We start from the raw sequence: 14836 nt of genomic DNA on the forward strand, positions 1-14836 counted from the left end.
GGCGATGAGTTTTCACAATCCGGCGGTGCCGTGGCGTGATCTGGAGAAGGCGCTCGGCGACGGCGGTGACGCCCCGGCCTGGACCCACAAGCGGGAGCCGTACCGGAAGAGCCCGGCACTGATCCGGTCGGAGAGCAGTACCGCCTACGCGGAACTGCACTGCCACACCAATTTCAGTTTCCTGGACGGCGCCAGTCATCCCGAGGAGCTGGCCGAGGAGGCGGCGCGGCTGGGCCTGACCGGGCTGGCGGTGACCGATCATGACGGCTTCTACGGGGTGGTGCGGTTTTCCCAGGCGGCTCGTGAACTGGGGCTTCCCACGATTTTCGGCGCCGAGTTGTCGCTGGGACTGTCCCGTCCGCAGAACGGCGAACCGGATCCGGAGGGTCTGCACCTGCTCGCTCTGGCGCACGGCCATGAGGGGTACGCCCGCCTGGCCCGGGTGATCTCCCAGGCGCAGCTGCGCGGTGGTGAGAAGGGACGTCCCGACTACGGCGATCCGGAGCAGATCGCCGAGGTGCTCCGGGATCACGTGCTGGTGCTGACCGGCTGTCGTAAGGGGATCGTCCCGGCGGCTCTGGCCACCGGTGGTGTCGAGGCGGCGGCCCGGGAGCTGGACCGTCTCGTGGCGCTGTTCGGCGCCCCGAACGTGGCCGTCGAGTTGACCGACCACGGCGACCCGTACGACGAGGACCGCAACGACGCGTTGGCCGCGCTGGCCAGGAGCCGCCGGCTGGAGGTGGTCGCCACCAACAACGTGCACTATGCGACGCCGTCCCGTCGCCGGCTGGCCACGGCTCTCGCCGCGGTCCGGGCCCGGCGCAGCCTGGACGACATGGACGGTTGGCTGCCCGCGGCCGGCGCCGCCCATCTGCGCAGCGGGGACGAGATGGCCCGCCGGTTCCGGGACTATCCGGGTGCGGTGGCGAACGCCGCGATGTACGGCGAGGACCTGTCCTTCGATCTGGACCTGGTGGCGCCGCGGCTGCCCGATTGTCCGGTGCCGGACGGGCACACCGAGATGAGCTGGCTGCGGGAGCTGACCATGCGCGGTGCCCGGGAGCGCTATCCCGGCGGGGAGCGGAAGGCCTACGAGCAGCTGGAGTACGAACTCCGGATGATCGAGGAGCTGGGGTTCCCGGGCTACTTCCTGGTCGTCCACGACATCGTGCAGTTCTGCCGGGAGAACCGGATCTACTGCCAGGGTCGTGGGTCGGCGGCCAACTCGGCCGTCTGCTACGCGCTGTTCATCACGAATGTCGACGCGGTCCGGTACGGCCTGCTCTTCGAACGGTTCCTGGCGCCGGAGCGGGACGGCCCACCGGACATCGACGTCGACATCGAGTCCGACCGGCGGGAGGAGGTGATCCAGCACGTCTACCGCAAGTACGGGCGGGAGCACACCGCCCAGGTCGCCAACGTCATCGCGTACCGGCCCCGGTCGGCGGTACGCGACATGGCACGGGCGTTCGGATTCTCCCCGGGCCAGCAGGACGCGTGGAGCAAGCAGATCGACCGCTGGGGTGACGTGGCGACCGCCGAGGACATCCCGGACCAGGTGGTCGAAGCCGCCAACGCGGTCCAGGACTTCCCGCGGCACCTCGGCATCCACTCCGGCGGCATGGTCATCTGCGACCGGCCGATCATCGAGGTCTGCCCGGTGGAGTGGGGCCGGATGCCGAACCGCAGCGTCCTGCAGTGGGACAAGGACGACTGCGCCGCCGTCGACCTGGTCAAGTTCGACCTGCTCGGGCTGGGCATGCTGTCCGCGCTGCACTACGCCTACGACATGATCGACGACGAGCTGGACATCGCCACGATGCCGCTCGACGACGACGAGGTCTACGAGATGCTCTGCCGCGCGGACTCGGTCGGCGTCTTCCAGGTGGAGAGCCGCGCGCAGATGGCCACGCTGCCCCGCCTCAAACCCCGCGTCTTCTACGACCTGGTCATCGAGGTGGCACTGATCAGGCCGGGGCCGATCCAGGGCGGGTCGGTTCACCCGTACATCCGAAGGAAGAACGGCCTGGAGAAACCCGCCGTGCCGCACCCGCGCATGGAGAACGCCCTGGCCAAGACCCTGGGGGTGCCGCTCTTCCAGGAGCAGCTGATGCAGCTGGCGATCGATGTGGCCGGTTTTGACCCGTCGGAGGCCGACCAGCTGCGCCGGGCGATGGGTTCGAAGCGCTCGGCGGAACGGATGGAGAGGATCAGAAACAGACTTTACGAGGGCATGGCAGGCAACGGGATCACCGGCGCGCTGGCCGACGATCTGTTCCACAAGCTCTCCGCGTTCGCCAGTTACGGCTTTCCGGAGAGCCACGCGATGAGCTTCGCCTATCTGGTGTACGCGAGCGCATGGCTCAAGCGCTACCACCCCGCGGCGTTCTGTGCGGCCCTGCTCAACGCGCAGCCGATGGGCTTCTACTCGCCGCAGACGCTGGTCGACGACGCGCGGCGGCACGGTGTCGAGGTGCGGCGGCCGGACATCAACCTCAGCGACGCCGCGGCGGTCCTGGAGAGCACACCGGAGAGCCGGCGAAGATCCGCGGCCGGGGAACCTCCGCACGCCTGGGGGCTGCGCGGACCGGCCGTCCGGCAAGGTCTCTCCGCTATTCGTACGATCGGAGCAGAGCTCGCCGCAAGGATCGAGGAGGAACGGGACAACCGTGGTCCGTATCGGTCAATGACGGATCTCGCACGGCGTACCGGATGCTCCACCGCGCAGCTCGAGGCGCTCGCCACCGCCGACGCCTTCGCGGGCTTCGGCCTCTCCCGCCGGGAGGCGCTGTGGGCCGCCGGAGCCGCGGCCCAGGACAAACCGGACCGTCTCCCCGGCACGGTGACCGGTGTCGAGGCGCCCATGCTGCCCGGCATGAGTGACGTGGATGTCCTGGTCGCGGACGTGTGGGCGACCGGATTGTCGCCGGACACGCATCCGGCCCGGTTCATCCGGGACGACCTCACACGGGCCGGGGCGCTGCCGATCGACCAGCTCGGCGGTACCGAGGCGGGCACCCGGATCCGGGTCGGCGGGATCGTCACGCACCGGCAGCGGCCGGCCACCGCGGGCGGGGTGACCTTCGTGAACCTGGAGGACGAGACCGGGATGCTGAACGTGACCTGTTCGCCCGGGTTGTGGCAGCGCTACCGGCGGGTGGCGCGGACCAGTACGGCGCTGCTGGTGCGGGGGCGTCTGGAGAAGGCCGAGGGGGTGCTCAACCTGGTGGCGGACCGGCTGGACGCGGTGACGCCACCAGTAAGTCCGACTTCTCGTGATTTCCGGTGATAAGAACGGTAGGAGGCTTATCGTGCAGCATGATGCGAACTCCGATAGTCCTCGTCGCGGCGGCCGCAGCCCTGGTGGGCCCGGCCTCGCCGGCCGCCGCCGCCGAGAAGTCCCAGATCACCCTCACCTACATGGCCAAGGCGGGGTACGCCACCGCGGTCAGACTGACCTGCGACCCGGTCGGCGGCGCCCATCCCCGGGCCGCCGAGGCGTGTGCCGAACTCGCGCGTACCGGCGCCGATCCGGACAAACGCGAGGCCGACCCCACCATGTGCATGATGCTCTATCAACCGGTCACCGCCCAGCTGGCCGGCAGCTGGCGAGGCAGAACGGTGGCGTGGGAGCGGACCTACGGCAACACCTGCGAGATGAACCGCGCCACCGGGGTCCTCTTCACGTTCTAGAGAATGGGACGGCCGTTAGTCTGCTCGGGTGGAAACTTCTGCGCGCACGGCACGCCCGCTCGTCACGGCCCGCACCGCGGCGGTCTGGACCGTCCTCCGAGCTGAGCTGGAGCGGCACGCCGGACGCGAGCTGACCGTGCTCGACGTCGGCGGCGGCACCGGTGGCTTCGCGGTGCCCCTCGCCGAGGCCGGGCACGCCGTCACGGTGATCGACGCCAGCCCCGACGCGCTCGCCGCGCTGACCCGGCGCGCCGCCGACGCCGGGGTGGCCGACCGGATCACCGCGGTGCAGGGCGACGGCGACGCGCTCGCCGGCCTGGTCGCGCCGGGCAGCGCCGACCTGATCCTCTGCCACTCGGTCCTCGAGATCGTCGACGACCCGACCGGCGTGCTCGCCGCGATCACCGCCGCGTTGCGGCCCGGCGGCGCGGTGAGCCTGCTGGTGGCCAACCGTGCGGCCGCCGTCCTGAACCGGGCCGTCAACGGCCAGCTGCGGGCGGCGTCCGCGCTGGTCACCGATCCGGCCGGCCGGGCCGGTCCGCGCGACACGCTGCTGCGCCGCTACGACGCGACGAGCGCCGGCGACCTGCTCACGGCCGCGGGACTTCAGGTCGAGGCCACCCATGGGGTACGCGTGTTCGCGGACCTGCTGCCGGCCGCGGTGATCGAGGAGGACCCGCAGGCGGTGCTCGAACTGGAGACGGCCCTCAGCTCCCTCAGCCCGTTCCGGGACATCGCCTCCCAGGTTCACCTGTTCGCCCGGCGGCCGGCCTGATCATGACTTTCGACGACGGTCTGCACCCCGACGCGCTGCGGACCGTGGCGCCCGCCTACGGCACCGGCAGCCTGGCCGATCTGCTGCCCAGCGTGTGCGCGGTGCTGAACGTCCCGGGCGCGGAGGACGTGCTCGGTCTCGGCGCCCGTCTCGACGGGATCACCAAGGTCGCGGTGCTGCTCGTCGACGGCATGGGCGCCTACCAGCTGCCGCTGATGGCGCCCCTCGCCCCGGTGCTGGCCGACCTGGCCGCCGGTGGACGCGGCCACGCCGGGACGCTGACCGCGGGTTTCCCCTCGACCACCCCGGTCAGCCTGGTCACCCTCGGTGCCGGAGTGCCGCCGGGGGAACACGGCATCCTCGGGTTCACGGTCCGCCGGCCGGACGGCGGCGTGCTCACCCACATCTCCTGGGGCGACGACCCGGACCCGCGGCTCTGGCAGCCGGTGCCGACCTGGATGGAACGAGCGTCGGCGGCCGGCGTGGCGGTCAGCGTGGTGAGCCGGCCCGCCTTCGAGGGCAGCGGGCTGAGCCTGGCGGCGAACCGGGGCGGCGTCTACATCGGCGCGGCCGACGGTCCGGCGGTGGCCGCCGGAATGCTGGCGGCGCTGCGGGCGGCGACCGGACCCGCGCTGGTGTACGGCTACCACCCGGACCTCGACCACTACGGGCACGAGGACGGGGTCGGTTCGCCGACCTGGCAGGAGGCGGCCCGGGGTGTGGACCGGCTGCTCGACGAACTGGCCCACGGTCTGCCGCCGGGTGCGGCGCTGCTGGTGGTCGCCGACCACGGTCAGCTGAACGTGCCGGCGGAGGGCCGTCTCGACATGGCCACCACGCCGGCGCTGGCCGACGGGGTGACGGGAGCGGCCGGGGAGCCCCGGGTCCGGTACCTCCACACGGCGCCGGGCGCCCGGGACGGCGTGCTGGAGACCTGGCGCGCACTCTCGGACTCTCTGGTGCTCTCCCGGGACCAGGTGATCGACGAGGGCTGGTTCGGTCCGGTGCCCGCGGCGCACGCCGACCGGATCGGTGACGTGGTGATCATCTGCCGGGGGAGGGAGCTGGCGCTCGCCACCGGATGGGAACCGGAGAAGGTGGGGCGGTTGGTCGCGTACCACGGGTCCGTCACCGCCGCCGAAATGACGGTTCCGCTGCTCATCGTACGATGACGACCCATCCGGGCCGGTCGATCGGCGAGCCCTTTCCGGGATCATGCGTCAAGCCAGCTCACCGCGGGTGAGGGGAGTCATCCGTACGGGTGATCGGCCGGTGTAGCCGGTCTTTTGGGACGAACCGATCTTCGGAGCACGGAAAATCACCCGCACTCGGCGGTCGTCCCGCTTTCCGACCCGCCGACCCGCTCGTAGACTTGCGTGGTAAGGCAGCCGACGGCTGCCCCGCATCATCACACCTGCACCACCACCGGCTCCACCACGGAGCCGGACATGCGCCCGGGGAGGAATGCCGTGCCGCTCTCGGAGCACGAGCAGCGGCTGTTCGATCAGATCGAGCGGTCGCTTGCCGAGGACCCCAAGTTCGCCTCGGCTGTGCGGGCCAGCGACCCGCGTTTTCACGCACGGCGCCGGCTCATCATCGCCGCGTTCGTCATCGTGCTGGGTCTCGCCCTCGTTGTCTACGGGACGGTGAGCCAGAGCACGCCGCTCGGTGTGGCCGGCTTCGCGGTCATGCTCGGCGCGGCGGCGTTCGCGATGCAGTCCCGTCGTCGTGGCCAGGCGCCCGACCTCAAATCGGTCGGGGGCACCGCGACGCGGCGCACGCGGCAGGGCGGCCGCCGGGGTGGACTGATCGACCGGCTCGAGGAACGGTGGCGCCAGCGGCCGGAAGGTCATCGCTGACCCGGCGGTAACGCCAGGGGTTCCGGCGACGAAGGCGGCCGTCCGGCCGCCTTTCGTCGTTTCCGCTTACGCTCGTTTTGCGAGCCTTGTCCGGGTTTATCCCGCTCTTGCGGCTTGTCTTCCCCGCCGGGCTGCCCAGCGCTTGTTCCCCATCGTGCGCGCGTGTCCAGCCCGCTGAGCCAGCCCGTGCTCGCTCGCCTCTGATCGCGCTCGTGCCGGTCCGCTCTGCGCTCGCCGTATCGCCTCACTCGGCTGTGCGCGCAGGTGAATCCGACTACACGCGCTCACGTCGGCCGACCAGCCGGCACGGTGACGGGGCATGCCCGCCGAATCGTCCGCGCCCGGTGCTGGAAACGGTGGAGGCCGTCACCCCGGATCCGGGGTGACGGCCTCCACCGTTCGGTTCAGCCGTTCAGTGTGTGGCGCGCTTGTTCATGAACCGCCGCGGACTGAACCGGACCATCGCGTCCCGGACCGTCGTCGCCCGCTCGGCGAGCCGGGTGAACGCCTCGGCGGCACCCAGCCGCCAGCCGATCAGCACCGACGGGGGCAGCAGCATCGCCCGGGCCTTGACCCGGAACGTCGCCGCCTCCCCGAGCCCGGCCCGGATCCGGCCGAGCGCCGCCGTCAACTCCACGCCCTGCATCGGCTGCCGGGCGTACCGCGCACGTTCCTCAGCGGTGCCCAGCAGGGTCGCCGCCTCGGCCGAGTCGCCACTCAGCTCCGACTCCTTGATCAGGCGCTGGGCGGTGAGCCGCGGTGTCTCAGTCGGGTCCACCGTCACCTGGTAGTCGACCATCGTGTCGATGAGTTCGTCCCAGGCCGCGTGGGCGTCCGCACGAGCCCGGGTCGACTCGGTCGTGACCACGATGTCCGAGACGGTGCCGTCCTGCCCGTCCGGTCCGCCCGCCACCACCGTCGTCACGCTCTCGGTGGCCGCGTGCCGCCGGCGCCGCTGCAGCACCCGCAGCATCGCCGGGACCAGGAGCAGCGCGACGAGCAGGGCGAACCCGGCCACGATCAGCAGGGCCGTCGTCCAGGCGCCGCTGTCGGCCGGGGTGGCGCCCTCCGCCGTCGGGTTGCTGCCGTCGATGTTGCGGTCCGGGGTCTGCGGCTGATTCGGCGCCGCCGACGAGTCGTCGTCCGGCGTGGTCGTGCCGGCCGACGCGGAGGCGCTCGGTTCGGCCTGGTCCACGTTCGGCGCCCACGAGGAGCGGGCCGATCCGGCCACCCCGCCGGCCGGCGTGGCGTCGAACGGCACCCAGCCGAAGCCGTCGAGGTAGACCTCGGTCCAGGCGTGCGCGTTGCGGTTGGTGATCTGGTAGACGCCGTTGCCCAGCGAGGTGCCCCGGGTGAACCCGAAGGCGACACGGGCCGGGATGCCGGCCTCGCGGACCATCCACGCCATCGCGGCCGCGTACTGCTGGCAGTAGCCGGTCCGGGTGTTCAGGAACGTCGCGATCTCCGAGGCCGCCCCGCTGGTCTGGGTCGACAGGCTGTACTTGAACCCGTTGTCCGCGGAGAAGAACCCGTAGATCGCCCGGACCTTGTCGTATTCGGTCTTCTTGCCCGCGATCAGCTCTTCGACCTGCGCCTTCACGACCGCGTCGTCGGGCGCGGCGGTGTACTGCCGCAGCGGGTCGTTGCGGGGCAGCGCTTCGGCGGTGCGCAACTCGGCGGCGGTGAACCGGGGACGCAGGTAGTCGATCGTGTACTTCTGCTCGCTGGTTGTCGTCCGGGCCGCGAACAGGACCTGCTGCGACGAGTCGTACGCCCAGTTGCCGTTGATGTTCTGGACGCCGGTCGGGTACGTGTACAGCGGTGCCATGCTCTGCCGCAGGTCGCCACTGACCTCGATCTCGGCCCGGTACGCGAAGTAGTTGGCCTGACTACTGGCGGCCAGCTGACGCGGGTCGGGCAGTCCCCGCGACAGCGAGTTGCCCTTCGGCGTCTGGTTGCCGAAGCCCTCGTCGGTCAGCGCCTCGGCCACCCCGAACCGCAGGTAGAACGGGTCCGGTTCGTTCGTGGTGACCTTGAGCAGGTTGATCGTGGCGTTCTGGGTGAGCTGCCCGCTGAGCGAGGCGAACAGGTTGATCCGCCCGTTGCTGCCGGTGCCCGAGCCGAGCCCGGCCCCGGAGCCGGCCTGGGTGAGCTGGGACAGCAGGCCGCCGCTGACGGTCGGCACCGCGAGGGGCAGCAGCACCGCGACGATCACGCCGAGCACACCGATCCGGCGGCCGGCCGCGGCCAGTGGGGACGGTTCCCAGACGTCCACGTCGCGTCCGTCGCCGGTGAACCGGCGGCCGAACCGGCGGACCCGGTCGACGTTGTCGGCGACCAGCAGCCACATGTATCCGCAGGCGCCGACGATGAACGGCAGCACCGGGACGCTGTCGAGGTAGACGGCGACCGGGATCGAGTAGATCGCCAGCATCGGCAGGCCGGCCAGGGCCGGACGGCGGAACACCGCGGTCAGCAGGTCGACCGCGATCGCCACCACGCCGATGCCGAGAACGGCGACGAAGAGCAGGCCGTCGCGGTCCGGGACCGGCACCCCGTACGCCCGGGTGTCCTCGCCGGCCTGCCGGAACAGGTCGAGGAAGTGCCCGAGCGTGGCGGGCTGGGGGATCAGGATCTCCTTGCCGCTGGGGAAGATCCAGGTGAGCGCCAGCGTCAGCGCGACGATCATGCTGAGGGTCTGCGCCCAGGTGGGGAACCGCAGGGTCCGTGCCCCGACCGCGGCCCCGGCGATCATCAGCACGGTGAGAGTGCACTGCAGTAGCCAGGTCCACGATTCGAAGATCGAGGACAGGGGCGCGGCGGAGAGCAGGGTGGCCGCCGCCGCCACCATGCCGAGACGTCGCCTGCCGGTCATCGGTTCACCCCGTTCACGGTCTCGGCCATCGGCGCGCGGTAGGCGAAGCCCTGCGAGCCGCGGCTGACGGCCGGCCAGATCGCGGCCAGTGTGTCGCCGTGCCGGACCGGCACCGACCGCCATCCGCTGCGCACCATGGCCAGGGAGGCGGCGCCGTGGTCCCGGTCGGCGGCCTCACGGTCGCTGTCGGACAGCGGCGTCCAGGTGGAGCTGTCGACGGCGAAGCCGATGCAGCTGGCACCGTTGGCGCGCAGCTGGCCGAGCAGTTCCGCCTCGGCGAGGGTGAGGGTGCCGAACAATCCGATCACCAGCCCGCCGTCGGACCGGTGACGCACGTGCTGGACCAGGGTCGACAGGTCGCCCTCGGCGGTCAGCTTGACGTCGGCCAGGGTGTCCAGGATCAGTCCTTCCCCGCCGGCCTCGATCGCGTCGATGTCGACGCCAGTGCCGGTCACCAACCGCAGTTTGTAGCCGTTCTGCCGCAGGTGCACCGCGATGCTGGCGGCGGCCGCGACGGCCCACTCGAAACTGGCGGTCGGCCCCTCACCGCGGTGTGCGGTGAGCCGGGTGTCGAGCACGACGGTGGCCCGGCTCTCCCAGGGCTGTTCCTCCCGGCGCACCATCAGCTCGCCGGTCCGGGCGGTCGACCGCCAGTGCACCCGGCGCAGGTCGTCGCCCCGGCGGTACTCCCGGGTGGCCGCGTCGTCCTCGCCGTGCACCGCCACCGAACGGGCCCGGCTGTCGCCGGTCCCCGCGTACTCGCCGGCCAGCCGCACCAGGGGCAGCGCGGTGACCTGCGGGATCACGGTCAACTGGTCGACACTGGGGAAGGAACGGGTCAGCTCGCACAGCCCGAACGGGTCGGTCAGCCGGACGACCAGCGGGCCGATCGGGTAACGCCCGCGCACGTCGGCCCGCACGGTGTACGCCACCGAACTGGCCTGGTGCGCGCCGAGCCGTTCGAGCACCACCCGGGGACGGCTGCCGAGCGCGTACGGCAACCGGTCCTCCAGCAGCATGGTGCCGGTGGGCAGCCGGGACACGTTCTGCAGGCGCAGGATCACCCGCGCGCTGGAACCGACCGGGGCGCGGCCCGGGTCCAGCGACCGGGAGCACGCCAGGCGGTACCGGCTGCGTCCCACGTACCACGCGGCGAGCAGCGGCAGGGCAGCGAGCAGCACGGAGACCCGCAGCAGGTCACGCTCGCCGAGGATGATCGCCGAGATGGACGCGGCGACCGCGGCGGCGAGGAACGAGCGGCCGCGCGTGGTGAGCCCCCGCAGCGCCTCTCGCATAGGTCACCGCCCCCGGGACTCGTACGGCGTGCCGCCGTTCCTGGTGTCGTACGGGTTGCGGGACCGGTCGTGCGGCAACGGCAGCCGGTGCACGATCTCGGACACGATCGCGTCCGTGGTGCGCCGGTTCAGCTGGGCGTCCGCGGTCGGGATGATCCGGTGGGCCAGCACCGGCACGGCGAGCGCCTGCAGGTCGTCCGGGAGCACGTAGTCGCGGCCTTCCAGCGCGGCCACCGCCTTGGCGGTGCGCAGCAGCTGCAGGGTGGACCGCGGGGACGCGCCGAGGCGGATCTCCGGTGCCTCCCGGGTCGCGGTGACCAGGGCGATCGCGTACTGCTGGACGGCTTCGGCGGCGTGCACGTCCCGGGCGGTGGCGATCAGCCGCCGCACCAGCGGAGCGTCCGCCACCGGGCGTACGTCGTTGAGGGGGTCGTGGTCACCGTGTGTCGTCAGCATCGCCAGTTCGGCACGGGGGTCGGGGTAGCCCATCGCGATCCGGGCGGTGAACCGGTCCCGCTGCGCCTCCGGCAGCGGGTAGGTCCCCTCCATCTCGATCGGGTTCTGCGTGGCGACCACCATGAACGGCGCCTGCAGTTCATAGGTCGTGCCGTCGACGGTGACCTGCCGCTCCTCCATGCACTCCAGCAGCGCGGACTGCGTCTTCGGCGAGGCCCGGTTGATCTCGTCGCCGACGACCAGGTTGGCGAAGACCGCGCCCGGCTTGAACTCGAAGTCGCGCGTCTCCTGGTTGTAGACGCTGACCCCGGTCACGTCGCTGGGCAGCAGGTCGGGCGTGAACTGGATGCGCCGCACGGAACAGTCGATCGAGCGTGCGAGGGCTTTGGCGAGCTTGGTCTTGCCCACCCCCGGAACGTCCTCGATCAGCAGGTGTCCCTCGGCGAGCAGCACCGCGACGGCCAGCCGGACCGTGGCACTCTTGCCCTCGATGACCTGCTCGATGTTGGCCATGATGGCTTGCGTCGCGGTGCGGAACTCGGCAAGCGTCAGCGGTCCTGCCGGCTCACCCCAGGTCGGCGTTGTCACGGGCCTCCTCCAAGTCGTTTTGCCCCGGTGATCCGACGGTCACCCACCGTCAGGGGGCATCGAAGGTTGCGGGCGCCCAGCGGTCCGTGGGCCTCCGGCGCTCGCCGCCCGTCCCCACAGGTTAGCCCCGTCCGTACACATCACCGAAAGCCCTGATCGCAAGCGGGAACACCGCAGCTCACACCGGTAAGACGGACGGAAGGGGTCGGCTGTGGACAGCAGTGACCATTTCACCCGCCCCGTATACCGGTCGCCGTCCGTGACGGGCGGCGGGTATCATCCATGCCATGGCTCGGTCCGTTCTGCTTCTTAGGCGGCCGTGCTGATCCGATACCGGTTCCTGAGGATCGGATCAGGCACGGCGACCCCTCCTGCGTGAGGGGCTTTTTTATGCCCCGGAGCGCGTCGACCCCAGCCCGGATGACTTAGACGAGATGGTGAAGATGAGCGACACCGAGACCCCGCCGTTCCGCTACACGGCTGCGCTGGCCGGTGATATCGAGCTGCGCTGGCAGGCGTTCTGGGCCGAGAACGGGACGTTCCACGCGCCCAACCCGGCCGGTGACCTGGCCGACCCCACGCACCCGCGCGCCGGCGCGCCCAAGCTGCACGTGCAGGACATGTTCCCGTACCCGTCCGGCGCAGGCCTGCACGTCGGCCACCCGCTGGGCTACATCGGCACCGACAGCTACACCCGCTACAAGCGGATGACCGGCTACAACGTGCTGCACCCGATGGGCTTCGACGCTTTCGGCCTGCCCGCCGAGCAGTACGCGGTGCAGACGGGTACCCACCCGGCGGTCACCACCGCCGCGAACGTCGACCGCTACCGGCAGCAGCTGCGCCGGCTGGGCCTGGCATACGACGAGCGGCGGTCGTTCTCGACCACCGACCCGGACTACTACCGCTGGACCCAGTGGATTTTCCTGCAGGTCTTCAACTCCTGGTTCGACCCCTCGGTGCAGAAGGCCCGGCCGATCAGCGAGCTGATCGCCTCCTTCGAGGCCGGCGAGCGCGGGCCGGAGTGGGCCGCCGCGTCCGCCACCGAGCGTCGCAGGATCATCGACGGATACCGCCTGGCGTACGTGTCCGAAGCCCCGGTCAACTGGTGCCCCGGGCTGGGCACCGTGCTGGCCAACGAGGAGGTCACGCCGGAGGGCCGCAGCGAGCGCGGCAACTTCCCGGTCTTCCAGCGCAGTCTGAAGCAGTGGATGATGCGCATCACCGCGTACGGTGACCGCCTGGTCGAGGACCTGGACAGCCTGGACTGGCCGGAGCCGGTCAAGCTGATGCAGCGCAACTGGATCGGCCGCTCCCGTGGAGCGCACGTTGATTTTTCCACTGAATCGGACAAAATCACGGTATTCACGACTCGTCCGGACACCCTGTTCGGTGCCACCTACATGGTCCTGGCGCCCGAGCACGATCTGGTCGACCGGATCGTTCCCCAGGCTTGGCCGGCCGGCACCAAGGACGTGTGGACCGGCGGTGCCGGCACCCCGGCGGAGGCCGTCGCGGCATACCGGGCGGCCGCCGCTGCCAAGACCGAGGAGGAGCGGACCGCCGACGGCAAGGTCAAGACCGGCGTCTTCACCGGCGCCTACGCGACCAACCCGGTCAACGGCGCGGACGTCCCGGTCTTCATCGCCGACTACGTACTGGCCGGATACGGCACCGGTGCGATCATGGCGGTGCCCGCACAGGACGAACGCGACTGGGCGTTCGCCGAGGTCTTCGAGCTGCCGATCATCCGTACCGTGCAGGCTCCTGAAGGTTTTGAAGGGGCTTTCACCGGCGACGGTGTGGCGATCAACAGCGACTGGCTGGACGGCAAGGGCGTCGCCGAGGCCAAGGCCGCCATGATCACGTGGCTGGAGGAGAACGGCAAGGGCACCGGCGCGACTACCTACCGCCTGCGGGACTGGCTGTTCAGCCGGCAGCGCTACTGGGGCGAGCCGTTCCCGATCGTCTACGACGAGACCGGACTGCCGATCGCGCTGCCCGAGTCGATGCTGCCGGTCGTCCTGCCGGACACCGACGACTTCTCGCCGCGCACCTTCGACCCGGACGACGCGGACACCGAGCCGGAGACCCCGCTGTCCCGCAAGAAGGACTGGGTGCAGGTCGAGCTGGACCTGGGCGACGGCCTGAAGACCTACACCCGCGAGACCAACACCATGCCGCAGTGGGCCGGTTCCTGCTGGTACGAGCTGCGCTACCTGGACCCGAAGAACGACAAGGCCCTGGTCGACCCGGACAACGAGGCGTACTGGATGGGCCCGCGTTCCGAGGGCGACCCCGGCGGCGTCGACCTGTACGTCGGCGGCGTCGAACACGCCGTGCTGCACCTGCTGTACTCCCGCTTCTGGCACAAGGTGCTGTTCGACCTGGGCCACGTCTCGTCGTTCGAGCCGTTCAAGAAGCTGTTCAACCAGGGCTACATCCAGGCGTACGCGTTCCGCGACGCCCGCGGCATGATCGTTCCCGCCGACGAGGCCGTCGAGCGCGACGGCAAGTGGTTCGTGGGCGACCAGGAGGTCTACCGCGAGTACGGCAAGATGGGCAAGGGCCTGAAGAACGTCGTCACCCCGGACGACATGTGCGAGCAGTACGGCGCCGACACGTTCCGGGTGTACGAGATGGCGATGGGCCCGCTGGACGTCTCCCGCCCCTGGGAGACCCGTGCCGTCGTCGGCTCGCAGCGCTTCCTGCAGCGCGCCTGGCGTCTGGTGGTCGACGAGGAGACCGGCGGCGTCCGCGTCACCGACGAACCGCTGGACCCGAAGAGCCGCAAGGTCCTGCACAAGGTCATCGCCGGTGTCCGTGAGGACATGGACGAGCTGCGCTTCAACACCGCGATCGCCAAGCTGATCGAGCTGACCAACACGCTGACCCCGCTGTCCACGGTGTCGCGCGAGGCGATCGAGCCGCTGGTCCTGATGATGTCGCCGTTCGCGCCGCACATGGCCGAGGAGCTGTGGGGCAAGCTGGGCCACGAGGGCACGCTGGCCTACGCCGACTTCCCGGTCGCCGACCCGGCGCAGCTGGTGGCCGACGCCATCACGTACCCGGTACAGGTCAACGGCAAGGTCCGCGGCCGCGTCGAGGTCTCCCCGGACACTCCGGAGGCCGAGGTCCGCGAGCAGGCCCTGGCCGCGGTCGCCGAGGTGATCGCCGACCGTACCCCCAAGAAGGTCATCGTCGTCCCGGGACGACTGGTGAGTGTCGTCATCTGACGAACGTCACGAAACAGCCCGTCGCGTACCCTCGCGGCGGGCTGTTTCTGTCAGGGGCC

The 14836-nt window shown here is 70.8% G+C and carries 9 protein-coding genes; 6 read left to right on the forward strand and 3 right to left on the reverse strand.

Annotated elements, in window-relative coordinates:
• Nucleotides 1–4: 4 nt before the first annotated feature.
• From QSK32_RS11075 to QSK32_RS11095, 5 genes are all read left to right on the forward strand, one after another.
• A complete protein-coding gene (locus QSK32_RS11075) occupies nt 5–3289 on the forward strand; it encodes an error-prone DNA polymerase (protein ID WP_285471822.1) in 3285 nt (1094 codons plus the stop codon).
• Between the two features lie 32 nt (nt 3290–3321).
• A complete protein-coding gene (locus tag QSK32_RS11080) occupies nt 3322–3693 on the forward strand; it encodes an SSI family serine proteinase inhibitor (protein WP_245674194.1) in 372 nt (123 codons plus the stop codon).
• A gap of 28 nt (nt 3694–3721) precedes the next feature.
• Complete coding sequence (locus QSK32_RS11085; RefSeq protein WP_045745962.1) at nt 3722–4468, forward strand: methyltransferase domain-containing protein; 747 nt, start codon at nt 3722–3724, stop codon at nt 4466–4468.
• Nucleotides 4469–4470: 2 nt separating this feature from the next.
• On the forward strand, nt 4471–5640 hold the full coding sequence (locus QSK32_RS11090) for an alkaline phosphatase family protein (RefSeq protein ID WP_285471823.1): 1170 nt from the start codon (nt 4471–4473) through the stop codon (nt 5638–5640).
• A gap of 297 nt (nt 5641–5937) precedes the next feature.
• The gene (locus QSK32_RS11095; protein WP_045745964.1) at nt 5938–6327 is read left to right on the forward strand and encodes an SCO2097 family morphological protein; all 390 of its coding nucleotides are present in this window, start codon (nt 5938–5940) and stop codon (nt 6325–6327) included.
• Nucleotides 6328–6739: 412 nt separating this feature from the next.
• Here QSK32_RS11095 and QSK32_RS11100 read toward each other — a convergent pair whose 3' ends face one another.
• The 3 genes from QSK32_RS11100 to QSK32_RS11110 are packed head-to-tail and all read right to left on the reverse strand — an operon-like array spanning nt 6740 to nt 11541.
• Nucleotides 6740–9202 carry a transglutaminase TgpA family protein gene (locus QSK32_RS11100; protein ID WP_285471824.1) on the reverse strand — a complete coding sequence of 821 codons (2463 nt, stop codon included), beginning with the start codon at nt 9200–9202 and terminating at the stop codon, nt 6740–6742.
• A complete protein-coding gene (locus tag QSK32_RS11105; RefSeq protein ID WP_045745966.1) occupies nt 9199–10497 on the reverse strand; it encodes a DUF58 domain-containing protein in 1299 nt (432 codons plus the stop codon). The genes QSK32_RS11100 and QSK32_RS11105 overlap by 4 nt, the downstream gene beginning before the upstream one ends.
• Nucleotides 10498–10500: 3 nt before the next feature.
• Nucleotides 10501–11541 carry an AAA family ATPase gene (locus QSK32_RS11110; protein ID WP_045745967.1) on the reverse strand — a complete coding sequence of 347 codons (1041 nt, stop codon included), beginning with the start codon at nt 11539–11541 and terminating at the stop codon, nt 10501–10503.
• A 434-nt stretch (nt 11542–11975) separates the two neighbouring features.
• On the opposite strand from QSK32_RS11110, the gene leuS reads away from it, so the two are divergent.
• The gene (gene leuS / locus QSK32_RS11115) at nt 11976–14777 is read left to right on the forward strand and encodes a leucine--tRNA ligase (protein WP_285471825.1); all 2802 of its coding nucleotides are present in this window, start codon (nt 11976–11978) and stop codon (nt 14775–14777) included.
• The last annotated feature ends 59 nt before the right edge of the window (nt 14778–14836 follow it).

This window comes from Actinoplanes sp. NBRC 101535 (assembly GCF_030269225.1).
GTDB classification, from domain to species: Bacteria; Actinomycetota; Actinomycetes; order Mycobacteriales; family Micromonosporaceae; genus Actinoplanes; species Actinoplanes rectilineatus.